The sequence below is a fragment of the Rhizobium sp. RU20A genome, from assembly GCF_900155885.1.
Taxonomy (GTDB): domain Bacteria; phylum Pseudomonadota; class Alphaproteobacteria; order Rhizobiales; family Rhizobiaceae; genus RU20A.
Genome location: NZ_FTMB01000001.1, coordinates 1499306 through 1521363 on the forward strand (window position 1 = coordinate 1499306; position 22058 = coordinate 1521363).

At 64.0% G+C, this 22058-nt stretch carries 21 protein-coding genes; 9 read left to right on the plus strand and 12 right to left on the minus strand.

Translation table 11 applies throughout. The annotated features are described in order from the left end of the window. Window positions 1–231 precede the first annotated feature (231 nt). The 9 genes from F3H41_RS07230 to F3H41_RS07270 form a co-directional block, all read right to left on the minus strand. A complete protein-coding gene (locus F3H41_RS07230) occupies window positions 232–1863 on the minus strand; it encodes an FGGY-family carbohydrate kinase (protein ID WP_149737888.1) in 1632 nt (543 codons plus the stop codon). Continuing rightward, entirely contained in the window at window positions 1860–2552 is a 693-nt protein-coding gene (locus tag F3H41_RS07235; RefSeq protein ID WP_149737889.1) for an HAD family hydrolase, read from the minus strand. Before F3H41_RS07235 ends, F3H41_RS07230 begins: the two co-directional genes overlap by 4 nt. A gap of 42 nt (window positions 2553–2594) precedes the next feature. Further along, entirely contained in the window at window positions 2595–4079 is a 1485-nt protein-coding gene (locus tag F3H41_RS07240; protein WP_149737890.1) for a mannitol dehydrogenase family protein, read from the minus strand. 133 nt (window positions 4080–4212) lie between these two features. Beyond that, window positions 4213–4986: an L-iditol 2-dehydrogenase gene (locus tag F3H41_RS07245; RefSeq protein ID WP_149737891.1), complete on the minus strand. Its 774-nt coding sequence runs from the start codon at window positions 4984–4986 to the stop codon at window positions 4213–4215. Continuing rightward, complete coding sequence (locus F3H41_RS07250; protein WP_149737892.1) at window positions 4983–5984, minus strand: ABC transporter ATP-binding protein; 1002 nt, start codon at window positions 5982–5984, stop codon at window positions 4983–4985. Before F3H41_RS07250 ends, F3H41_RS07245 begins: the two co-directional genes overlap by 4 nt. Before the next feature lie 27 nt (window positions 5985–6011). Next, entirely contained in the window at window positions 6012–6836 is an 825-nt protein-coding gene (locus F3H41_RS07255) for a carbohydrate ABC transporter permease (RefSeq protein ID WP_149737893.1), read from the minus strand. Between the two features lie 11 nt (window positions 6837–6847). Continuing rightward, entirely contained in the window at window positions 6848–7720 is an 873-nt protein-coding gene (locus F3H41_RS07260; RefSeq protein ID WP_149737894.1) for a sugar ABC transporter permease, read from the minus strand. A gap of 363 nt (window positions 7721–8083) precedes the next feature. Next, window positions 8084–9397 carry a sugar ABC transporter substrate-binding protein gene (locus F3H41_RS07265; protein ID WP_149737895.1) on the minus strand — a complete coding sequence of 438 codons (1314 nt, stop codon included), beginning with the start codon at window positions 9395–9397 and terminating at the stop codon, window positions 8084–8086. Between the two features lie 168 nt (window positions 9398–9565). Next, window positions 9566–10519: a sugar-binding transcriptional regulator gene (locus tag F3H41_RS07270; protein ID WP_149737896.1), complete on the minus strand. Its 954-nt coding sequence runs from the start codon at window positions 10517–10519 to the stop codon at window positions 9566–9568. 197 nt (window positions 10520–10716) lie between these two features. On the opposite strand from F3H41_RS07270, the gene F3H41_RS07275 reads away from it, so the two are divergent. Continuing rightward, window positions 10717–12078, plus strand: coding sequence for an NAD(P)-dependent oxidoreductase (locus F3H41_RS07275; protein WP_149737897.1), 1362 nt, complete (start codon window positions 10717–10719; stop codon window positions 12076–12078). Window positions 12079–12097: 19 nt separating this feature from the next. Next, window positions 12098–13411 (plus strand): NAD-dependent dihydropyrimidine dehydrogenase subunit PreA, encoded by a 1314-nt coding sequence (gene preA, locus F3H41_RS07280; protein WP_149737898.1) that lies wholly within the window; start codon window positions 12098–12100, stop codon window positions 13409–13411. A gap of 272 nt (window positions 13412–13683) precedes the next feature. On the opposite strand, the gene F3H41_RS07285 is transcribed toward preA, so the two are convergent. Beyond that, a complete protein-coding gene (locus F3H41_RS07285; RefSeq protein ID WP_149737899.1) occupies window positions 13684–14313 on the minus strand; it encodes an exopolysaccharide biosynthesis protein in 630 nt (209 codons plus the stop codon). Between the two features lie 351 nt (window positions 14314–14664). Between F3H41_RS07285 and F3H41_RS07290 the strand changes: the two genes are divergently transcribed. After that, window positions 14665–15591, plus strand: coding sequence for a DMT family transporter (locus F3H41_RS07290; RefSeq protein WP_244616093.1), 927 nt, complete (start codon window positions 14665–14667; stop codon window positions 15589–15591). 6 nt (window positions 15592–15597) lie between these two features. Here F3H41_RS07290 and F3H41_RS07295 read toward each other — a convergent pair whose 3' ends face one another. Beyond that, window positions 15598–16242, minus strand: a complete 645-nt coding sequence (locus F3H41_RS07295) for a TetR family transcriptional regulator C-terminal domain-containing protein (protein WP_149737900.1) — start codon at window positions 16240–16242, stop codon at window positions 15598–15600. A gap of 275 nt (window positions 16243–16517) precedes the next feature. Here F3H41_RS07295 and F3H41_RS07300 point away from each other — a divergent pair, with 275 nt between their 5' ends. From F3H41_RS07300 to F3H41_RS07320, 5 genes are all read left to right on the plus strand, one after another. Further along, the gene (locus F3H41_RS07300) at window positions 16518–17768 is read left to right on the plus strand and encodes a Zn-dependent hydrolase (RefSeq protein ID WP_149737901.1); all 1251 of its coding nucleotides are present in this window, start codon (window positions 16518–16520) and stop codon (window positions 17766–17768) included. Window positions 17769–17808: 40 nt separating this feature from the next. Then, a complete protein-coding gene (locus F3H41_RS07305; RefSeq protein ID WP_149737902.1) occupies window positions 17809–18036 on the plus strand; it encodes a hypothetical protein in 228 nt (75 codons plus the stop codon). After that, window positions 18020–18640, plus strand: a complete 621-nt coding sequence (locus F3H41_RS07310) for a DUF559 domain-containing protein (protein WP_149738256.1) — start codon at window positions 18020–18022, stop codon at window positions 18638–18640. The genes F3H41_RS07305 and F3H41_RS07310 overlap by 17 nt, the downstream gene beginning before the upstream one ends. Before the next feature lie 17 nt (window positions 18641–18657). Next, a complete protein-coding gene (hydA, locus tag F3H41_RS07315; protein ID WP_149737903.1) occupies window positions 18658–20115 on the plus strand; it encodes a dihydropyrimidinase in 1458 nt (485 codons plus the stop codon). Between the two features lie 97 nt (window positions 20116–20212). Continuing rightward, a complete protein-coding gene (locus F3H41_RS07320; protein WP_244616133.1) occupies window positions 20213–20659 on the plus strand; it encodes a DUF559 domain-containing protein in 447 nt (148 codons plus the stop codon). Window positions 20660–20745: 86 nt separating this feature from the next. On the opposite strand, the gene F3H41_RS07325 is transcribed toward F3H41_RS07320, so the two are convergent. After that, window positions 20746–21156 carry a cupin domain-containing protein gene (locus F3H41_RS07325; protein ID WP_149737905.1) on the minus strand — a complete coding sequence of 137 codons (411 nt, stop codon included), beginning with the start codon at window positions 21154–21156 and terminating at the stop codon, window positions 20746–20748. 104 nt (window positions 21157–21260) lie between these two features. Between F3H41_RS07325 and F3H41_RS07330 the strand changes: the two genes are divergently transcribed. Further along, entirely contained in the window at window positions 21261–22058 is a 798-nt protein-coding gene (locus F3H41_RS07330) for an ABC transporter ATP-binding protein (protein ID WP_149737906.1), read from the plus strand.

Below are 22058 nucleotides of genomic sequence, written 5' to 3' on the forward strand. Positions count from 1 at the left end.
GGTTGGCGCAAGGCTGAAAAAAGAACAGCCAGTGCCGAGGGGGGGGCACTGGCTGATTTTTCGCAACTCACCGGGGGGCGTGAGTTGGATGTTCCTGAGTATCGGATGTGCAGTTGGGGGCATGCACACATCAGGAACACCCCTGAAACGGCCCGACCATGAAGAAGGTTCCAGCCGCATCGGAGTTTTTTTGAAGCGACTTTCCATTTTATTAGGAATGGCGATCCGCGCTCATGCTGAGATGAGAGCTTCCAGTTCGGCGCGCTGGCGTTGCAGCAGCAGAAAAGCCGCATAATCGCGTTCGTAGTGCGCCGCACGCTCCGGCGATGGCAGTATCGTCTCTCCCTCCGGCTGCATCGCGACCCCTGCCGCCTGAAGGTCGGGATGGAGCCCTGCGGCGACGCTCGCGCCCATCGCCGTGCCGAGCAGCACCGCATCCGGCGTGCGCGGCACCACGACCCGGCACCCGGTCACGTCGGCATAGAGCTCGACCAGCAGCGAATTGCGCACCTGGCCGCCCGTCACATGCAGCGTCTCGGCGGGGTACCCTGCCTTTGCCATGAGGTCCAGAATTTGGCGGATACCCAGCGCGAGCGACACCAGCGTGCGCCAGTAGAGCCGGCACAGCGCATCGAAGGAACTGTCGAGCGGCAGGCCGGAGATGACGCCCAGCGCATCGGGCGTCGCGTGCGGGGAGCGATTGCCGTGAAAGTCGGGCAGCACGTGAAGGCGGACGGCGAAGGCCGCACCTTCCGCATCCCGCAACGCCCGGATGCGGTCGATGATACGCCTGTGGCCCGCGGCATCCGGCAGCATCCCGCCGCCATGACTGCGGACAATGTGGTCCAAAAGCCCGCCCGCCGCCGACTGACCGCCTTCGATCAGGAAGAGACCGGGAAAGACGGCTTCATGATAGGGTCCCCACAGACCCCGCGCCGGCCGCGCGGTGGCGGAAAAGGCAACGAGGCAGGCCGATGTTCCGCCGATCAGCGCCATCTGCCGGCCAAGAGCCCCGACATCGCCGGCCTGCCCGCCCAGAACGCCAAGCGCCCCGGCATAGGCATCGATGAGCCCGGCCGCGACCCGCGTCTCGGGATCAAGACCGAGATCGGCGGCTGCCTCCGGCGTCAAGGACCCGATACTCGCCCCGACCGGCAGAACCCCGGCGGAAAGACCGCACCGCTCTTCAAGGTCTTCGAGCCCGATGGCCGCGAGAAAATCGCGATCCCAACCCGATCCCGCCGCCGGCCCGTAATGCCATTTGGCCGCCAGCGTGCAGCGCGAACGCGCCGCCGAGCCGGTCGCCCGCCAGGTCATGAAATCCGCAAGGTCAAAGATGAGGCCCGCCCGGGCCCAGCGCGCCGGCAGGTGCCGCTTCAGCCACATCAGCTTCGGCATCTGCATTTCCGGCGACATCACGGTTCCCGACGCAACCATCACCGGATGGCCGGTCGCCGTGCAGGCCTCTGCCTCCTCCGCCGCGCGATGGTCGAGCCAGACGATCGTGTCCCAGCGCGGCCCAGCCGCTTCCTCTTCCCCTTGCGCCTCGCTGATGCAGAGCGGCTGCCCTTCGCAATCGCGCACGACCAGCGAGCAGGTCGCATCAAAGCCGATGGCGCCGATCCGATCCGCACCGACACGCGCTGCCATCCGGGCGGCGCGAACCGCCGTGCAGGCCGCACGCCAGATATCCTCCGAATCCTGCTCGGCCCGCCCCTCGGCCGGGCGATGCATCGCGATCGGATGGTCTGCGCGCGCCAGAAGCGCGCCTGCGCCGTCAAAGACGCCGGCACGCGCACTGCCCGTCCCGATATCCACGGCTATGACATGGTCACGCTCGGCATTTACGGGGTCACGCTTCAAAGGGATGTTCCGTCGACCTGTTTCTCGCGCACAAGGTGGACCAGCGCGCGCATGTCGTCAAACAGGAGGTCGGGCTGAAGCTCGGCCAGCGCCGAGCGATGCCGGTCATTGCGCGAGTGGCCGGCGCCGGCAAAGGCAAAAACCCGCATGCCCGCCGCCTGCGCCGCGGCGATGCCGGCCGGACTGTCCTCGATGACCACGCAGTCCGCCGGCGCAACGCCCATGCGGTTGCTTGCATGCAGGAAAAGATCCGGTGCGGGCTTGCCGTTGGCGACCATGGTCGCACTGAAGATGTTGGGCTCGAAGCGGTCGAGAAGCCCGGTGACACCGAGCGAGAGGCGAATGCGCTCCGGCTGGCTGGAGGAGGCCACGCAATGCGGCACGGGCAGCCCGTCAATCGCCTCGGCGATGCCCTCCACCGGCTGCAGCTCGGCGCGGAAGCGGTCGTAGAGCCGCGCCCGCATGGCTTCCAGCATCGCCTCGTCGGCCTTGAGACCGAAATCCTGATGAAGAATCTCGATGATCGTCTTCATGCTGCGTCCGAGGAAGCGGTGCGTTGCCTCCTCGGTCGTCATCGCGACACCGGCCTCGGCCAGCACGCTGAGCATCACGCCCATGGAGATCGGCTCGCTGTCCACGAGTACACCGTCACAGTCGAAAATCACCAGCTGTGGCGGCGTCCAGTCCATGTCGATCACGTCTCCGTCGTCATTCGGGTGCAACCCGCCGCCTTACTCGGCCAGCTTGCCCTCGATATAGAGCCTGAGCGTCTGGCGCGTGCCCTTCTCCCAGAGCGTTTTCAGCGCATGGGCAAAGCGCCGACGGAAAAGGTCGGAGCGCCCAACATCGCCGAAGATGTCGGAAAGCGCAAGGAAGGCGTCCGGATCGGTCTTGGCAGCGAGCGCCGCCGCCTGCAGCCGCTCGGCGCTGGCATCGTTGAAGACAATGGTCTTGCCGCTGTCGGAGGTCCCGGCGAAATACCGGCACCACAGCGCCGACACCAGCGACAGCCCGACGACGTCCTCGCCGCGCGCCAGCCGGTCGGCCGCCGAGGGGAGGATAAACTTCGGCTGGCGGTTGGAACCGTCCTGCGCAAGGCGCGGGATCGTATCGCCGATCTTCGGGTTCAGGAAGCGCGTCTCGATCAGCTTGAAATAGTCGTTGAGATCGGTGTCCGGCACCGGCGGCACGACGGCGATGATCTCGTCATGCTCGAGCTTTGCGAGGAAGGCGCGGATGTCGTCATCTTCCATCGCCTCGTGCACGAAATGGATATCCAGCAGCGAGGCCGGATAGGCGATCGCCGCATGGCCACCGTTGAGGATGCGGATCTTCATGTGCTCGTAGGGCGCAACATCCGGCACGAACTGCACGCCAACCTTTTCGAGCGCCGGACGGCCGAGCGGAAACTTGTCTTCGAGAACCCACTGCTTGAATTCTTCGCAGAACACCGGCCAGGCATCGTCGATGCCATAGTCCGAGGCCGCAATGCCGATCTCGCGCGGACCGGTGGCGGGCGTGATGCGGTCCACCATGCCGTTCGGGAAGGCGACGTTCGCATCGATCCAGTCGGCAAAGGCCGCATCCGACAGCCGCGCCAGACCGGAAACGGCCGCGTGGGTGACTTCGCCATTGCCGGGAATGTTGTCGCAGGACATCACGGTGAAGGGCGCGAGGCCGGCCGCCTTGCGCGCCTTGAGGCCGGCGACGATCAGGCCGAAAACGGTCTTCGGCGCATCGGGATTGGCACCGTCCGTGGCGATAGCCGGGTGCTCGGGATCGAAGTGGCCCGACGCCGGATTGATGAAATAGCCGCCTTCGGTGATCGTCAGCGAGACGATGCGGATGGCGGGATCGGCGAGGCGCGCAACGATGGCGGCGGGATCGCCGGGCGTGACAAAATCGATCATGGCGCCGGTGACGCGCGCGCCGCTCTTGTTGTTGTCCTGCTCGACCACGGTCGTCAGGTAATCCTGCGCCGCGAGCTTGTCCTTCATCGCGGCGTCGGAGGCCAGCACGCCGGCGCCGACGATCGCCCAGTCATGGTCGAGGCCGAGATTGAAAAGATCGTCCAGATAGACCGCCTGGTGGGCGCGATGGAAATTGCCGACGCCGAAATGCAGGATGCCGGCCGACAGCTGATCGCGCCGGTAGGCGGGCACCGTCGCCGTCTTGCTGATGGCATCGAGCGTGCCGAGCGAAAGTCTGGTCGTCATGGTCATGTCCTCACAAGCGGCCGTGCGCCGGTCATCATCCGTCAGGCCGCGCCCATTCCTTGCGCGCGGCTTTGGCAAAGACAACCGACATCGTTGCCTTTGCCTGCAAATTTCATGAGCCGAAGCTCATACGTCAACTCATCCAGTTGCCGCCATCGACATTGTAGGTCTGGGCGACGATGTAGTCGGCCTCCGCCGAGGCCAGGAAGACGGCCATGCCGGCGAGATCTTCCGGCGTCCCCATGCGCCCGAGCGGCACGGCTTCGCCGACAAGGCGCTTCTTCTCGCCGAGCGGCCGGTTCTCGTATTTGGCAAACAGCGCGTCCACCTCGTCCCACATCTCGCTGCCGACCACGCCCGGCGCGATGCCATTGACGCGGATGCCGTGCTTGATGAGATCGAGACCGGCCGACTGGGTCAGGGAAATCACCGCCGCCTTGGAGGCGCAGTAGACGCCGACCAGCGCCTCGCCGCGACGGCCGGCCTGGCTCGCCATGTTGATGATCTTGCCGCCGCGTCCCTGCGCGATCATCTGCTTTGCCACGGCCTGCAGCGTGAACAGCGTGCCGGCAACGTTGATGTCGAAGATGCGCTGGTAGCTCTTGCGGGTGATCTCGACGATCGGTGCCAGATCGAAGATCGCGGCATTGTTGACGAGGATGTCGATGCCACCGGCCCGCTCCACGCAGGCGCCGACGGCCGCGTCGATGGAATCCTGACTGGAAACGTCGATCTTCACCGCATAGGCCTGCGGGCCGATCTCGGCGGCCGTGGCGCTGGCGCGCTCCATGTCGATATCGGCGACCGCAACCGTCGCGCCCTCGCGCACATAGGCTTCGGCAAACGCCCGGCCAATGCCGCGCGCAGCACCCGTGATGATGGCGCTCTTGCCGTCCAGTCTCTTCATCGGATTGCAACTCCCTTGTCATTGAAACGGTGCAGGCGCCCGGCCTCAGGCGTCAGGTAGACGGTATCGCCATGCGAGACCGGAACTTCGCCGCCGGCGCGCACCGTCATCGTGCCGATGCCATCGACATTGACATGCAGGAACGTGTCGGCGCCCAGATGTTCGGCCACGCCAACGGTCCCTCGGAAGGTGCCGGCCTCACCGCTGATGCGGATATGTTCGGGACGGATACCCACCGTATGAGCGTCCGAAATGCCGGCCTTGGCGGCCGGAATGAAATTCATGCGCGGCGAGCCGATGAAGCCGGCGACGAAGAGATTGTCGGGCTTGTTGTAAAGATCGAGCGGTGAGCCAACCTGCTCGATCCGGCCGGCATTCAGCACGACGATCTTGTCTGCCATGGTCATGGCCTCCACCTGGTCGTGCGTCACGTAGATCATCGTGGTCTTGAGCGTCTGGTGCAGCTCGGAAATTTCGAGCCGCATCGTGCCGCGCAGCGCCGCGTCAAGGTTCGACAGCGGCTCGTCGAAGAGGAAGGCCGAGGGCTCGCGCACGATGGCCCGGCCGATGGCGACGCGCTGGCGCTGGCCGCCCGACAATTGGCCCGGCCGGCGATCGAGATAAGCCGTGAGGTTCAGGATTCGGGCGGCATCCGTCACCTTCTTTTCGATGATGGCAGGATCGGTCTTCGCCATCTTCAGGGGAAAGGCGATGTTGTTGCGCACGCTCATATGCGGATAGAGCGCGTAGGACTGGAAGACCATGGCAAGCCCGCGCTTTGCCGGCGCCTCAGCCGTCACGTCGCGCCCGTCGATCTCGATGACGCCGCTCGACGTATCCTCGAGGCCGGCGATGAGACGCAGCAGCGTGGACTTGCCGCAGCCGGAGGGACCGACGAAGACGACGAACTCGCCGTCATCGATCGTCAGGTTGATGTCCGGAATGACGGTCGTCGCGCCGAAGGACTTGGTGACGTTCTTGAGAATGATCTTGCCCATAAACCCGCTCCCCGCGGTGACAGTGTTTTACTTGACGGCGCCGAAGGTCAGGCCGCGCACCAGTTGCTTCTGGCTGAACCAGCCCATGATCAGGATCGGCGCGATCGCCATGGTCGAGGCGGCCGAAAGCTTCGCCCAGAACAACCCTTGAGGACTGGAGAAGGAGGCGATGAAGGCCGTCAGCGGCGCGGCATTGGTCGTCGTCAGGCGGATCGTCCAGAAGGCCTCGTTCCAGGCGAGGATGATGTTGAGCAGCATGGTCGAGGCAATGCCCGGCACCGCCATCGGCGTCAGCACGTAGACGATCTCGCCCCAGAGCGATGCCCCGTCCATGCGCGCCGCCTCCAGGATCTCGCCCGGAATTTCGCGAAAGTAGGTGTAGAGCATCCACACCACGATCGGCAGGTTGATCATCGTCAGCATGACGGTGAGGCCGATGCGGGTGTCGAGCAGGCCAAAATCGCGGAACATCAGGTAGAACGGCACGAGAACCGCCACCGCCGGCATCATCTTGGTGGAGAGCATCCACATCAGGATGTCCTTGGTGCGCTTCGTCGGCGAAAAGGCCATGGCCCAGGCAGCCGGCACGGCAATGACGAGCGCCAGCAGCGTGGAGCCGACCGCCAGCACCACCGAATTCATGAAGGGTTTGAAATAGTCCTTCTGCGACTGGACGGTGAAATAGTTCTCCAGCGTGAAGGACGGGATCAGGCTGAAGCCGGAGATCGCTTCCCCTTCGGTCTTGATGGAGGTGATGACCGTGTAGAGGATCGGGAAGAAGATCACCAGCGCGACAGCCCAGGCGGCAACGGTGGCGGCGAGCTTGCGGCGGCTTGAAACGGCGCGGGCCATGGTGTGCTCCCTTAACGATCGAGGTTCTTGCCGACGGCGCGCATCAGGAAGATGGCGACGATATTGGCGAGGATGACGGCGATGATGCCGCCGGCCGAGGCGCCGCCGACGTCGTAGCCGAGAAGCGCGGTGCGATAGATGAGGAAGGCGAGATTGGTCGAGGCATAGCCCGGCCCGCCATTGGTGGTGACGAGGATTTCCGCGTAGACGCCGAGCAGGAAGATCGTCTGGATGAGGATGACGACCGTCATGGCGCGGGCCAGATGCGGCAGCGTCAGATAGATGAAGCGCGAAACGAAGCCGGCGCCGTCCATCTCGGCCGCTTCCTTCTGCTCGCCATCCAGCGATTGCAACGCGGTCAACAGGATGAGCGTCGCAAACGGCAGCCACTGCCAGGCAACGATGATGACGATGGAAAGCAGCGGATATTGCGCGAACCAGTCGACCGGCTGGAAGCCGAGGGAGCGGTTGATGTCGGCCAGAACCCCGTATTCGGGATGCATGATCATGTTCTTCCAGATCAGCGCCGCCACCGGCGGCATGACGAAGAAGGGCGAGATGATCATGATGCGCACGATGCCCTGTCCGAACATCGGCTGATCGAGGAGGAGCGCGATCGCCGTGCCTCCGATCAGCGTGATCAGGAGAACGCCGACGACAATGACGAGCGTGTTCCAGACCGACTGGAAGAAGGCGGGGTCCGTATAGAAATACTGGTAATTGAAGAGCCCGGCGAAGCTGACATTGGCCGGGTTGAGGAGATTGTAGTTCTGGAACGAGAACCACAGCGTCATGGCCAGCGGTACGATCATCCAGATAAGCAGCAGGACGACGGACGGCGCCATCATGGCTCTGGCCAGTCCCTGCGTGTTGCGGGTCGACATGATGAAATCTCCTCCCCCGTGAAGCGCCCCGCTGCCATCAGTGCGGGGAGGCCTTCCGCATAACGTTCCTGTGAGGCCGAACATCTCCTCGACGTCATCCTCGGGCTTGACCCGAGGATCCACTTTTTCAAGCGCTGACGGGTGTGGCCATGGATCCTCGGGTCGAGCCCTAGGATGACGGATGGTAGATTTCGCCTGTATCTCAAGATGCTCAGGCGCATCGTGAGGCTCGACTTTAGCGTCGCGCAAACCCTGTCCGCCCGGCTGAACGCCCTGCGGAAGGACCGGCCTCCCCCTGTCGGAAGAGGCCGGCTTGGCTGGTCCGGCGGTTGCCGGGCGAGCCGTCCTTTGGAGCCAGTCTGCTTACTTGATGTAGCCGGCGCGGGTCATTTCGCGCTCGGTCACCTGCTGGGCCTGGGCCAGCGCATCATCCACGCTCGACTGTCCGGCAAGGGCTGCCGAGAAAAGCTGGCCGACGGTCGTGCCGAGGCTCTGGAACTCCGGAATGGCCACGAACTGCACGCCGACATAGGGAACCGGCTTGACGGTCGGGTTCTTCGGGTCGGCCGCGTTGATCGAGTCGATCGTCATCTTCGCGAAGGGTGCCGCCTTCTGGTATTCCGGGTTTTCATAGAGCGAGGTGCGCGTGCCCGGAGGAACGTTGGCCCAGCCTTCCTTGGACGCGACGAGTTCGCCGTAGGCCTTGCCCGTTGCCCAGGAGATGAACTTCTCGGCCGATTCCGACTTCTGCGAGCCGGCGGGGATGGCAAGGCTCCAGGCCCACAGCCAATTGCCGCGCTTGCCGAGGCCGTTGTCGGGAGCGAGCGCGAAGCCCACCTTGTCGGCGACGGTGGAGTCCTTCGGGTTCGTCACGAAGGATGCCGCCACGGTGGCGTCGATCCACATGCCGCACTTGCCCTGCTGGAAGAGCGCAAGGTTCTCGTTGAAGCCGTTCGAGGAAGCGCCCTGCGGGCCGGCGTCGTTCATCAGCTTGACGTAGAAGTCCAGCGTGTTCTTCCATTCCGGCTGGTCGAACTGCGGCTTCCAGTTTTCATCGAACCAGCGCGCGCCGAAGGAGTTGGAGGTGGCCGTCAGGAAGGCCATGTTCTCGCCCCAGCCGGCCTTGCCACGCAGGCAGATGCCGTTGATGCCGGCATTGCGATCGGTCATCTTGCGGGCGGCATCGGCAATGAACTCCCAGGTCGGCGCGTCGGGCATGGTCAGCCCCGCCTTCTCCATCAGGTCCTTGCGGTACATGACGAAGGAGCTTTCGCCGTAGAAGGGCGCGGCATAGAGCTTGCCGTCTTCGCCGGTGAGGCCCGAGCGGATGGCCGGCAGCAGGTCGTCGACGTCATAATCGGCGCCGAGATTGTCGAGCGGCAGCAGCCAGCCCTGCTTGGCCCAGATCGGAACCTCGTAGGTGCCGATCGTCATGATGTCGTACTGACCGCCCTTGGTGGCGATGTCGGTGGTGACGCGCTCACGCAGCACGTTTTCTTCCAGCGTGACCCACTCGATCTGGATGTCGGGGTTCTTAGCGGTGAATTCGGATGTGAGTCCCTGCATGCGGATCATGTCGCCATTGTTGACGGTCGCGATGGTCAGGGTTTCGGCCTGCGCAAAAGAGCACAGAACGACAGCCGAGCAGGTGCCCAGCAGCAGCGCTTTCAAATTCATGGTCTTCCTCCCAGAAGCAATAATGAGCATTTGCTTCGCTCGTGAGCAATTACCCACAAATTCCCGCAAACTGTCAACTGCATTCGTCGCTGCAGTGCCGAAAAGCAGAGGCCGCCTTTTGTTTTAAAAGGAAAATTTCTGAAAATCAGTGGCGAACTGACCTGTGGATCAGGCGGAAAGTACGGCCCGCGCAGTCGCCTCATCCGTGATGATGCCGTTGACGACACGACCTTTGAGGGCAGCCGCGAGCGCCGGCAGCTTGCGCGGCCCCATGGCGATCCCGATCACCGAGGCGCTCTCGCGCGACGGCAGCGGCACGGACGCAACGCGCGCGTTGACCCCCCGCTCGATCAGCCTCCCTTCGCCATCGAACATCCAGCCGCAGATTTCCCCGCAGGCTCCCTCCGCAATCAGCCGCATCATCTCCTCGCGCTCGAGGAAGCCGTCGAGCACCAGCGGCGCGTCCGGCCCGAGCTCGCCGACGCCGACGAAGGCGACATCGGCGGCGCGGCCAAGCTCCAGCGCCGACTGCACGAGCTGCTGCTTGTGGAGAATGTCACGTTCTTCCGGCGAGGAGGCCAGCACCGGCAGCGGCATGGGAAAATGCCGCGCCTTCACCGCATCAGCCATGGAAAAGATGACGTTGTAATAGGCCGCCGATCCGTCCCGGCCGATATTGCCGGTGAGCGACACGATGCGGTGTTGCGGGCATTCCATCGGCGCCAGCTGGTCCACGGCGGCCTTCAACGTGCGGCCCGTGCCGAGCGCCATGATGATCGGTCGCTCCGTCTTCAGCCAGCGGCTGATTTCCTCCGCCGCCGCCTCCGCAATGCCGATCGTGGTGGAGGCCGATTGCCGGTCGCTCGGCACCACCTCGACATGGCCGAGGTCGAACCGCGCCTTCAGCGCCGCCGCAAGCTCCAGACAGGCGGCGATGGGATGGTCGAGCCGGACCTTGATCAGCCGCTCGGACATGGCGAGCGACACCAGGCGCTGCGCCGACTGGCGCGAAATGCCCATCTGGCTGGCGATCTCGTCCTGCGTGCGGCCGGCGACGTAGTAAAGCCAGCCGGCGCGGGCGGCATCATCCAGTTTGGTCGTGCTTTCGGGTCGGCGGGCCATCGGCTTTCCTCCATCCGACTTTGCTGCCATTTTTTTCCGCATGCTGTCAAACAGCCTGCAAAAGGGAGCGACAGAAGGGAAAAATACGACAATATTTCAATACCTTGAGAAAATCTGCGAACCAATATTTTACCGTTTGATAAAAATATTTTCCGTGTTACCGTTTTGGCATCCTGAGACAACATTGGGAGCCGATAATGGGAACGAACCAGACTGGGATTGCGGCAGGGCGCCTTGCGCCGGCCGATTACGCGGCGAATTTCGCCGATCTCCATCCGCCACTCGACAAACATGAGGCGCTCGTCGCCTCCGACCGCTGCTATTTCTGCCACGACGCGCCCTGCATGACGGCCTGTCCGACCGAAATCGACATTCCGCTCTTCATCCGCCAGATCTCGACGGGCAACCCGATCGGCTCTGCCAAGACGATTTTCGACCAGAACATTCTGGGCGGCATGTGCGCCCGCGTCTGTCCGACCGAAACCCTGTGCGAGCAGGCCTGCGTGCGCAATACGGCCGAGGAGCGTCCGGTCGAGATCGGCCGCCTGCAGCGTTATGCGACCGACACCGCCATGGCCGCCGGCCGTCAGTTCTACACGCGCGCCGCCGCGACCGGCAAGACGATCGCTGTCGTCGGCGCCGGGCCGGCCGGCCTTGCCTGTGCCCACAGACTCGCCCTGCACGGCCATGACGTCGTGATCTACGACGCGCGCCCCAAGGCCGGCGGCCTCAACGAATACGGCATTGCCGCCTACAAGGCGCCCGGCGATTTCGCCCAGGCCGAAGTCGACTACGTGCTTGCCATTGGCGGCATCGAGGTCGTCAACGGCAAGGCGCTCGGCCGTGATTTCACGCTTGCCGATCTCTCCGCCCGCTACGACGCCGTCTTCCTCGGCTTCGGCCTTGCCGGCGTCAACACGCTGGGAGTTCCCGGCGAAATGCTCGAAGGCGTCGAGGATGCCGTCGATTTCATCGAGCGTCTGCGCAGCGCCGACGACAAGGCCACTCTGCCCGTCGGCCGCCGCGTCGTCGTCATCGGCGGCGGCATGACCGCCATCGACGCGGCCGTGCAGGCCAAACTGCTCGGCGCGGAGGAAGTGACGATCTGCTACCGCCGCGGCAAGGAGCAGATGAACGCTTCCGTCTACGAACAGGAACTCGCCGCCTCCAAGGGCGTCTTCATCCGCCACTGGCTGGCGCCGAAGCAGATCATCGAGAAGGATGGCAAGGTCGCCGGCATCGAGGTCGAATATACCGCCCTCGTGGACGGCCGCCTTGCCGGCACCGGCGAGACCGGCGCCATTGCCGCCGACCAGATCCTCGTCGCCATCGGCCAGAAACTCGACAATCCCGCGCTCGACGGCCTTGCCCTTGAGGGCGGCAAGATCGCCGTGGACGGCGAAGGCCGCACCTCGCTTTCCGGCGTCTGGGCCGGCGGCGACTGCGCCTTCGGCGGCCAGGACCTGACAGTCTCCGGCGTCGCCATGGGCCGCGACGCGGCCGAGAGCATCAACCACGTCCTGATGAGCGCAGCCGCGCCCGTCACGGCCGTTGCCTGAGAACGGGGAGGATTGAACCATGGCTGATATCAGAAACACTTTCGTCGGCATCAAATCGCCCAACCCGTTCTGGCTGGCCTCCGCGCCCCCGACCGACAAGGCCTACAATGTCGAGCGTGCCTTTAAGGCCGGCTGGGGCGGCGTCGTCTGGAAGACGCTCGGCTCGGAAGGGCCGCCGGTGGTCAACGTCAACGGCCCGCGCTACGGCGCGATCTGGGGCGCCGACCGCCGCCTGCTCGGCCTCAACAACATCGAGCTCATCACCGACCGCGATCTCTACGTGAACCTGCGCGAGATGAAGCAGGTGAAGATGAACTGGCCGGACCGCGCCCTCATCGCCTCCATCATGGTGCCGTGCGTGGAGGAAGAGTGGAAGGCGATCCTGCCGCTGGTGGAAGAGACCGGCGCCGATGGCATCGAACTCAACTTCGGCTGTCCGCACGGCATGTCCGAGCGCGGCATGGGCTCTGCCGTCGGCCAGGTGCCGGAATATATCGAAATGGTCGTGCGCTGGTGCAAGCAGTACACCCGCATGCCCGTCATCACCAAGCTGACGCCCAACATCACCGATATCCGCCACCCCGCCCGCGCCGCCAAGCGTGGCGGTACGGATGCCGTGTCGCTGATCAACACGATCAACTCGATCGTCTCCGTCGATCTCGACAATTTTGCCCCCGTGCCGAGCATCGGCGGCAAGGGCAGCCATGGCGGCTATTGCGGCCCGGCCGTCAAGCCGATCGCGCTCAACATGGTCTCCGAAATCGCCCGCGACGAGGAAACCTACGGCCTGCCGATCTCCGGCATCGGCGGCGTGACCACCTGGCGCGACGCGGCCGAATTCCTGGCGCTCGGCGCCGGCAACGTGCAGGTCTGCACGGCGGCCATGACCTACGGCTTCAAGATCGTTCAGGAAATGATCACGGGTCTTTCCGACTGGATGGACGCCAAGGGCCACCGTACGCTGGACGATATCTGCGGCCGCGCCGTACCAAATGTCACGGACTGGAAGTACCTCAACCTCAACTATGTGGCCAAGGCCCATATCGACCAGGACGCCTGCATCAAGTGCGGCCGCTGCCACATCGCCTGCGAGGACACGTCCCACCAGGCCATCACGTCGCTGGTGGACGGCGTCAGGCACTTCGAGGTCATCGAGGAAGAGTGCGTCGGCTGCAATCTCTGCGTCAACGTCTGTCCCGTCGAGAACTGCATCACCATGCAGCCCCTCGACCCCGGCGCCATCGACAAGCGCACCGGCAAGATCGTCGATCCCACCTATGCCAATTGGACGACACACCCCAACAACCCGATGTCCACGCAGGCGGCGGAATAGTCGGTCCCACCCGCCCCTTGAGGGGGCGGGTCGGCGCTTGCGCCGGGGTGGGGTGACGCTGGGCAGGCGACACCGAAGGTGAAAGGGTTTCGAAACGGTCGGCTCGGCGGCGTACGAAAACGCGCACTGTCGGGCTACCTCTTCTCCCCCTGGGGAGAAGTGCCGAACGCAGTGAGGCGATGAGGGGTTCCCCCTTGATCAGGCGGCCGGAACCCCTCATCCGACCCTTCGGGCCACCTTCTCCCCGAGGGGAGAAGAGGAAGAGAACCACATCACCCGCCCAGCACACTCTGCCCGGCCGACACCGCCAGCCAGGCCAGCACGGCGAAATAGACGAGCGTCAGCGCGATCATCAGATAGCCGCCGGCCACCACCAGCCCGTCGCGCTGGGAAATGCCGGCCGAGAGCAGGAGGATCGCGACGCCCGGAAGCGTGTTCGAGAAGGGAATGATCGAGAGCGGCATCATCAGGAGAACGCCCGCACCGGTCAGCGCCATGCCGTTCACCCGGTTCACCACCCGGCCATCCGTCAGCGCGTGCATCCTGACCCGGAAGAAGCGGTCGAAGCGGCGCAGGATACCGAGACCCTTTTCCAGCACCGGCACCAGCTTTTCCGCATCGAGCGGCTTGTCGGCAAGGCGCGAGGGTAGCCAGGGCAGCCGGTTGAGGGTGATGGCGATGCCGATCAGCACGATGCCGATGCCGAAGACGGTGGAGACCCCGGGAATGGAGACCGGAACGAGAAAGGGCAGGCTCAAAAGACCGCAGAGCAGCAGCAGGCCGCTCTCGCCCATCTGGGCGAGGATGTCGCGCAACGTCACGCGCTCGCCCTTGATGGTGGCGATCACCTCTGCAAGCGCATCGCTGCTGCGCCGTTCCGTATCCTGAAATTCGATCGTCATCTTTATCCTTCAAACGTCAGACCATCCCGCCGGTCGATCCGGCGTCGGCACAGGTCATCATCAAAATACCTGCCGCACCGAAGGGGCAATTCCCAAGCGCGATCCTGGCAGGAGAGCTTCAATATTTTCTGCCGGGTCATACGCATCCCGGCCCGATATGCAGTAGGGAAGACGACAAACGTGCGACCCCGCCTGAAATACGCAAACCGCGTTCCAGTTGACAACTGCCGGGCAAGGCAACGCGTGCAGAGAGAGCCGCATTCGAAGAATGCGTCACGCCCTGCACCGCGGCGACCCGGCGCTTCCAACCACGATCCGGCGCATGCATGCCGTGACACGAGACCAGACCTGATGCCGCTCGAAAAACCCGCCCAAACCGCCAATATCCACGCCAAGGGCCGGGAAAAGCTGATGGCGCATGCCGCCATGTTGCTCTTTGCAGCCCTGGTCGCCGGCTCCTTCTCCTTCGGCGGGCTGGCGTCCCGCGCACTCGGCGCGGCCCCCGTTACACTTTTGCGTTACCTGATGACGGTCGTGGTCATGGGCGTCGTCGCCTTCGGCGTTTTCCGGGCGCCGCGCGTCTTTCCGCGCCAGCCCTGGCGCTTTGCCATACTTGGCGGCCTCATCGCCGTGTACATGCTGACCATGTTCACGGCGCTGGAAATCACCAGCCCCGTCGCGACCGGCGCCGTCTTCACGCTGATGCCGCTCATCAGCGCCGGCCTTGCTTTCGTGCTGATGGGCCAGAAGACAAGGGGCGGCGTCATCATCTCCCTCGTGATTGCCGCAATGGGCGCCGTCTGGGTGATCTTCCGCGGCAATGTCGACGCCATCCTTGCCTTCGATATCGGTCGCGGCGAACTGATGTATCTCGTCGGCGTCGCGGCGCATGCCGCCTATGTTCCGTTGATCCGCAAGTTCGAGCGCGGCGAACATCCGGTCGCCTTCGGCTTCTGGGTCGTGGTCTTCACGGTGCCCTGGCTGCTGCCCTTCGGGCTGCGTCCCGTGCTTCAAATCGACTTCCCCGCAGTGCCGGCAGCGATCTGGCTCATCCTCGCCTATCTCGCCGTCGTCACGACGGCCATCACCTTCCTGCTCCTGCAGTTTGCCTCGCTGCGCCTGCCGGCCTCCAAGATGCTGGGCTACAACTACCTGACGCCGAGCTTCATCATCCTGCTGGAAGGCCTGCTCGGCCATGGCTGGACAACGATGACCGTGGTGATGGGCGCGATCGCCACGGCACTCGGCCTTCTGGTCGTCGCCCTCCTGCCGGATTGAGGGGCCTCAGGCCTCGCGCATCCTGAGGCCGTTGACGAACAGCGTCTCGAGAAACCGCGCCGCATCCTCGAAGCGGCCCTCGCCGTCATTTTCCTGCCCCAGGACGGCGCGCACCTGCACGTCGAAGTCGGCATAATGCTGCGTCGTGGACCAGATGGAGAAGATCAGGTGATAGGGATCGCATTTGGCGATCTTGCCGGCCTTGGACCAGGCGCGGATCACCTGCGCCTTTTCGTCCACCAGGCTTTTCAGCGAGCCTTTCAGCATATCCTCGATATGTGGCGCGCCCTGCAGGACCTCGTTGGCGAAGAGCCGCGATTCGCGCGGAAAATCCCGCGCCATTTCCAGCTTGCGGCGGATGTAGCTGCGGATCTCGCTTTCGGGATTGCCGGTGGCATCGAAGGCTTTCAGCGGGTCGAGCCAGGTCTCCAGCACCCGGTCGATCAGCGCCCGGTGCATCGCCTCCTTGGTGCGGAAATAATAGAGAAGGTTCGGCTTCGACATGCCCGCGACCTCGGCGATCTGGTCGATCGTCGCGCCGCGAAAGCCGTGCAACGAAAAGACCTCCAGCGCGGCCTCGAGGATCTGCTCTTCCTTCTCCTCCTGGATACGGGTGCGGCGCTGGGTTTTCGCTGCCCTCGGAAGTGCCATTGCGTCCTCTGCCCCCTGCCCGTCACGATCCCGCCATCAAGGCACATGCTCAAATTTAAGGCCAGCCAAAAATTTGAGCACACATCCCACTTTCCCGCAAATTTCGTCTTGAGTGCCGCACCGGAAAGAGTAATGTTTACCAACCGGTCAAATTATCAATCAGTTTGCCACGAAGAGCAACGGTTGATGCGAGGGCAGCGCAAGAATGCACCGATTGGTCCGGCGGGAACAAGAGGGAGCCGCAAAGGCTCCACGACAAAAATGGGAGTATCGCCGTGGCCGCACCGGGCGAAAACATGCGCGTGAACGCCGACCGTCTGTGGGATTGCCTGATGGAGATGGCGAAGATCGGCCCCGGCATTGCCGGCGGCAACAATCGCCAGACGCTGACTGATGCCGATGCCGCGGGGCGCCGCCTCTTCCAGTCCTGGTGCGAGGCCGCCGGCCTCACCATGGGCGTCGACACCATGGGCAACATGTTCATGACGCGCCCCGGCACCGATCCCGATGCCCTGCCCGTCTATATCGGCTCCCACCTCGACACCCAGCCGACCGGCGGCAAATATGACGGCGTGCTCGGCGTGCTCGCCGGCCTCGAAGTCGTCCGCTCGCTCAACGACCTGAATATCAAGACCAAGCACCCGATCGTCGTCACCAACTGGACCAACGAGGAAGGCGCGCGCTTTGCCCCCGCCATGCTCGCCTCCGGCGTCTTTGCCGGCGTGCTGACGCAGGATTACGCCTATGGCCGCAAGGACATGGACGGCAAGAGCTTCGGCGAGGAACTGGCCCGCATCGGCTGGGTCGGCGACGAAACGGTGGGCGCGCGAAAGATGCACGCCTATTTCGAGTATCACATCGAGCAGGGCCCGATCCTCGAAGCCGAAGACAAGCAGATCGGTGTCGTCACCCACTGTCAGGGCCTCTGGTGGCTGGAATTCACACTCACCGGCCGCGAAGCGCACACCGGCTCGACGCCGATGACCATGCGCGTCAATGCCGGCCTCGCCATGGCCCGGATCATGGAAATGGTGCAGACCGTCGCCATGGAAAACCAGCCGGGCTGCGTCGGCGGCGTCGGCCAGGTGAAGTTCTCGCCGAACTCCCGCAACGTGCTGCCCGGCACAGTCGTCTTCACCGTCGACATCCGTTCGCCCGACCAGGGCAAGCTCGACGCCATGCGCGCCCGCATCGAGACGGAAGCCGCCGACATCTGTTCCGCCCTCGGCGTCGGCTGCGCCGTCGAGGCCGTCGGCCATTTCGACCCCGTCACCTTCGACCCGACGCTGGTCGCCTCCGTGCGCAAGGCGGCCGAAGAACTCGGCTACTCCCACATGAACCTCATCTCCGGCGCCGGCCACGACGCCTGCTGGACAGCGAAGGTCGCCCCCTCCACCATGATCATGTGCCCCTGCGTCGGCGGTCTCTCCCACAATGAGGCGGAGGAGATCTCCAAGGAATGGGCCAGCGCCGGCTGCGACGTGCTGCTGCGCGCCGTGGTGGAGACGGCGGAGATTGCGGGGTGATGACTTTCAGCCTATCTTCTAATTCGAGAGAGGTGATGTCATGTCAGACAAGGTCACGAACGAACTCATATACGAGACTCTCAAACGGATGCAGGAAACGTTGGCTCTGCACACGCAATACCATCTTAAAACCAAGGAGCGCATCGGGCTTCTCGAGTATCAGTCCGGGGGACTCACGGCTCAGTACGCCAGCCTCTCCAAGCGTCTCGACCGCGTGGACGAACGACTGTCACGGATCGAAAAGCGGCTGGATCTGGTCGAGGCTTAGGTACGGAACCGCCTGGAATACCCCCTCATCCGACCCTTCGGGCCACCTTCTCCCCGTGGGGGAGAAGGATGGGAGATTGCCTCGCCGCAACGATGCCAAAGCCGTTGACGACGGCGGCACCACGCGGGAAACTCCCTTCTCCCCAGCGGGGAGAAGGTGGCCCGAAGGGTCGGATGAGGGGGCTTTCCGGATGTCGCCCAACACGATTACCAAGCGCCGGCCGGGCAAGACGATGCAAGCCCGCCGACTGCGCCGCGCGGGAACCCTGGACGAACACGACCTCTGCAACGCCCTGCGGAACCGCCACCTGAACGGCTACAAATTCGCGCGGCAAGTGCCTCTCGGCCCCTACATCGTCGATTTCCTCTGCCGGGAGCACCGGTTGGTGATTGAACTGGACGGCTACCAGCATGCCGACAGCAAAGCCGATCTGCAGCGAACCGAATGGCTGAACGCAAACGGCTACAGCGTCCTGCGCTTCTGGAACCACGAATTCGGCCGCGACCGCGCGTCCGTGCTCGATACGATCTTGGCGACCCTGACCGGTGCGCTGACAGACGGCGCCGACAATGACCGCTTTCACCCATCGCAAACAGGCCAATGACGAACGGGAACATCATCATGACCACCACAGTCATCAAAAACGGCACCGTCGTGACTGCCGATCTCACCTACAGGGCGGATGTGAAGGTCGAGGGCGGGAAGATCGTGGAGATCGGGCCGAACCTTGCCGGTGATACCGTGCTGGATGCGACCGGCTGCTATGTCATGCCGGGCGGCATCGATCCGCATGTGCATCTGGAAATGCCCTTCATGGGCACCTATTCGGCCGACGATTTCGAGAGCGGCACGCGGGCGGCGCTTGCCGGCGGCACGACGATGGTGGTGGATTTCTGCCTGCCCGATCCCGGCCAGTCGCTCCTCGATGCGCTGAAGCGCTGGGACAACAAGTCGACGCGGGCGACCTGCGACTATTCCTTCCACATGTCCGTCACCTGGTGGGGCGAACAGGTCTTCAACGACATGAAGACCATCGTGGAAGACAAGGGCATCAACACCTTCAAGCACTTCATGGCCTACAAGGGCGCGCTGATGGTGAACGACGACGAGATGTTCGCCTCCTTCCAGCGCTGCGCGGCGCTCGGGGCGCTGCCGCTGGTGCATGCCGAAAACGGCGACATCGTCGCCTCCATGCAGGCAAAGCTGATGGACGAGGGCAATAACGGCCCCGAAGCGCATGCCTATTCGCGCCCGGCTTCGGTCGAGGGCGAGGCCACCAACCGTGCCATCATCATCGCCGACATGGCCGGCGCGCCGCTCTATGTCGTGCACACCTCCTGCGAACAGGCCCACGAAGCCATCCGCCGCGCCCGGCAGAACGGCATGCGCGTCTATGGCGAGCCGCTGATCCAGCACCTGACGCTGGATGAAAGCGAATATGCAAACCCGGACTGGGATCACGCCGCCCGCCGCGTCATGAGCCCGCCCTTCCGCAACAAGCAGCATCAGGATTCGCTGTGGGCCGGCCTTGCCAGCGGCTCGCTGCAGGTGGTCGCCACAGACCACTGCGCCTTCACCACCGAGCAGAAGCGCTTCGGCATCGGCGATTTCCGCAAGATCCCGAACGGAACGGGCGGCCTTGAAGACCGCATGCCAATGCTGTGGACCTACGGTGTGGCGACCGGCCGCCTGACGATGAACGAATTCGTCGCCGTCACCTCCACCAACATCGCCAAGATCCTCAACGTCTATCCGAGGAAGGGCGCGATCCTGGTGGGCGCCGATGCCGATATCGTGGTCTGGGACCCCACGAAGGAAAAGACCATCACCGCGAAAAGCCAGCAGTCGGCCATCGACTACAATGTCTTCGAGGGCAAGACCGTGAAGGGCCTGCCGCGCTACACGCTGACCCGCGGCGTGGTGGCGATCGACGACGGCGCGGTGAAGACGCGCGAGGGCCACGGCCAGTTCGTGGCCCGCGAGCCCTTCCCCGCCGTCTCCAAGGCGCTGTCGACCTGGAAGGAGATCACGGCGCCGCGCAAGGTCGAGCGCACGGGCATCCCGGCGAGTGGGGTGTGATGCGCGACGGGCATGCGATGATGGCGGCATGTGGGGCGAAATGACCGCGCCGCGCGGTCTCTTCTCCCCTTGGGGAGAAGGTGGCCCGAAGGGTCGGATGAGGGGTCTTGCGATGGCAGAGACGAGTTCAGCCTGGATCAGAAGGGATGGTGCGACAGGACGCGCCCGTTCGCTCCGACGCGACGAAACGGAAGCCGAGTATCGCCTCCGGTTCGACCTTAAAAATCGGAACCTCAACGGTTTCAAATTCTCTCGCCAGATTCCGCTCGGGCCGTTTTTTGCCGATTTCGTCTGCAGACAAGAGAAGCTGGTCGTCGAGATCGATGGGTCGCAACATGCCGACAGTCTCTCGGACGCAAGGCGCACCGACTGGCTGAATGCGCAGGGTTACAATGTCTTGCGGTTCTGGAACCACGAGATTCTGGAGCATCGTCGGGATGTGCTCGAAACGATCGTTGCGGCTCTGGAAGGTCGTCTTTGCAAGAGATCAGAAGCGACGCGGTTTTATCCGGCCGCGAGCGGATGTGGCGAGGGAACAAGGTGATCATCAACGAGAGACTGTGCCGCGCGGGCCCCTCACCCGGCGCTGTCGCGCCACCCTCTCCCCAAGGGGAGAGAAGAAACCGCTTTTCACACCGCCAGCGCGTCCAGTTCCGGCATCAGCACCACGCTCTCCTGCTCGTTCGGGTCCGTGCGGGCAATGACCGCGCAGGCCGGCTGGTCGGAGAGGTTGGCGGGCAGGTGCGGCACGCCGGCCGGGATGTAGAAGAGTTCGCCGGCCTTGACGATCACATGGTGCTCCAGCCGGTCGCCGTACCAAGTGTGGGCCTCGCCGGAGAGCATGTAGATCGCCGTCTCGTGGCTTTCGTGCCGGTGGGCCTTCGCCCGGCCGCCCGGCGGGATGGTCAAAAGATGCATGCAGATGCCCTTCGATCCCACCGTCTCGGCGGCGATGCCGGCGAAGTAGCTGAGGCCCTGCTTGCCGTCATAGGTGCTCTCCGGCCGCACGATGTGGCAGGTCGGCTTCGTCGTCTCGTCCATCCCCGGTCCTCCTGTTCCGTTTTGCAAAAGAAGCATGATTTCCGCCGCCCGCGCAACGTGGCACAAGGGCTGCGGAAAACCTCCAGTCACGAAAGCCAGTCAGCATGACGTCGTCCCACGCCTCCGTCGTCTCCGCCCGCGATCTCGGGCTCACCTTTAACACCGGCGACGGACCGGTGCATGCGCTGACCGGCGTCAATCTGGAGGTGAAGAAGGGCGATTTCGTCTCCTTCATCGGCCCCTCCGGCTGCGGCAAGACGACCTTCCTGCGCGTCATCGCAGATCTCGAAAAACCGACCTCCGGCACCATCACCGTCAACGGCACGACGCCCGAGGATGCGCGCAAGAACCGCTCCTACGGCTACGTCTTCCAGGCGGCCGCGCTTTATCCCTGGCGCACCATCGAGAAGAACATCGCGCTGCCGCTGGAAATCATGGGCTATTCGAAGGCGGAGCAGCAGGCGCGCATCGCCCGCACGCTGGACCTCGTCAACCTCACCGGCTTCGGCAAGAAGTTTCCCTGGCAGCTCTCGGGCGGCATGCAGCAGCGCGCCTCGATCGCCCGCGCGCTCGCCTTCGATGCCGACCTGCTGTTGATGGACGAACCCTTCGGCGCACTGGACGAGATCGTGCGCGACCACCTCAACGAACAACTGCTGAAGCTCTGGGCGGCGACGGAAAAAACCATCTGTTTCGTCACCCACTCCATTCCGGAAGCCGTCTATCTTTCCACCAAGATCGTGGTCATGAGCCCGCGCCCGGGCCGCGTCACCGACGTCATCGACAGTCCGCTGCCGAAGGAGCGCCCGCTCGACATCCGCGAGACGCCGGAATTCCTCGAAATCGCCCACCGTGTGCGCGAGGGCCTGCGCGCCGGACACAGCTACGAGGAGCATGTCTAG

What these genes read in the sequence shown, in the direction of transcription:
- F3H41_RS07235 (WP_149737889.1), bottom strand. Translation starts at nt 2,552, where the DNA reads ATGGACTGGACGCCGCCACAGCTGGTGATTTTCGACTGTGACGGTGTA.
- F3H41_RS07240 (WP_149737890.1), bottom strand. Translation starts at nt 4,079, where the DNA reads ATGACGACCAGACTTTCGCTCGGCACGCTCGATGCCATCAGCAAGACG.
- F3H41_RS07245 (WP_149737891.1), bottom strand. Translation starts at nt 4,986, where the DNA reads ATGAAGAGACTGGACGGCAAGAGCGCCATCATCACGGGTGCTGCGCGC.
- F3H41_RS07250 (WP_149737892.1), bottom strand. Translation starts at nt 5,984, where the DNA reads ATGGGCAAGATCATTCTCAAGAACGTCACCAAGTCCTTCGGCGCGACG.
- F3H41_RS07255 (WP_149737893.1), bottom strand. Translation starts at nt 6,836, where the DNA reads ATGGCCCGCGCCGTTTCAAGCCGCCGCAAGCTCGCCGCCACCGTTGCC.
- F3H41_RS07260 (WP_149737894.1), bottom strand. Translation starts at nt 7,720, where the DNA reads ATGTCGACCCGCAACACGCAGGGACTGGCCAGAGCCATGATGGCGCCG.
- F3H41_RS07265 (WP_149737895.1), bottom strand. Translation starts at nt 9,397, where the DNA reads ATGAATTTGAAAGCGCTGCTGCTGGGCACCTGCTCGGCTGTCGTTCTG.
- F3H41_RS07270 (WP_149737896.1), bottom strand. Translation starts at nt 10,519, where the DNA reads ATGGCCCGCCGACCCGAAAGCACGACCAAACTGGATGATGCCGCCCGC.
- F3H41_RS07275 (WP_149737897.1), top strand. Translation starts at nt 10,717, where the DNA reads ATGGGAACGAACCAGACTGGGATTGCGGCAGGGCGCCTTGCGCCGGCC.
- preA (WP_149737898.1), top strand. Translation starts at nt 12,098, where the DNA reads ATGGCTGATATCAGAAACACTTTCGTCGGCATCAAATCGCCCAACCCG.
- F3H41_RS07285 (WP_149737899.1), bottom strand. Translation starts at nt 14,313, where the DNA reads ATGACGATCGAATTTCAGGATACGGAACGGCGCAGCAGCGATGCGCTT.
- F3H41_RS07290 (WP_244616093.1), top strand. Translation starts at nt 14,665, where the DNA reads ATGCCGCTCGAAAAACCCGCCCAAACCGCCAATATCCACGCCAAGGGC.
- F3H41_RS07295 (WP_149737900.1), bottom strand. Translation starts at nt 16,242, where the DNA reads ATGGCACTTCCGAGGGCAGCGAAAACCCAGCGCCGCACCCGTATCCAG.
- F3H41_RS07305 (WP_149737902.1), top strand. Translation starts at nt 17,809, where the DNA reads ATGTCAGACAAGGTCACGAACGAACTCATATACGAGACTCTCAAACGG.
- hydA (WP_149737903.1), top strand. Translation starts at nt 18,658, where the DNA reads ATGACCACCACAGTCATCAAAAACGGCACCGTCGTGACTGCCGATCTC.
- F3H41_RS07320 (WP_244616133.1), top strand. Translation starts at nt 20,213, where the DNA reads ATGAGGGGTCTTGCGATGGCAGAGACGAGTTCAGCCTGGATCAGAAGG.
- F3H41_RS07325 (WP_149737905.1), bottom strand. Translation starts at nt 21,156, where the DNA reads ATGGACGAGACGACGAAGCCGACCTGCCACATCGTGCGGCCGGAGAGC.
- F3H41_RS07330 (WP_149737906.1), top strand. Translation starts at nt 21,261, where the DNA reads ATGACGTCGTCCCACGCCTCCGTCGTCTCCGCCCGCGATCTCGGGCTC.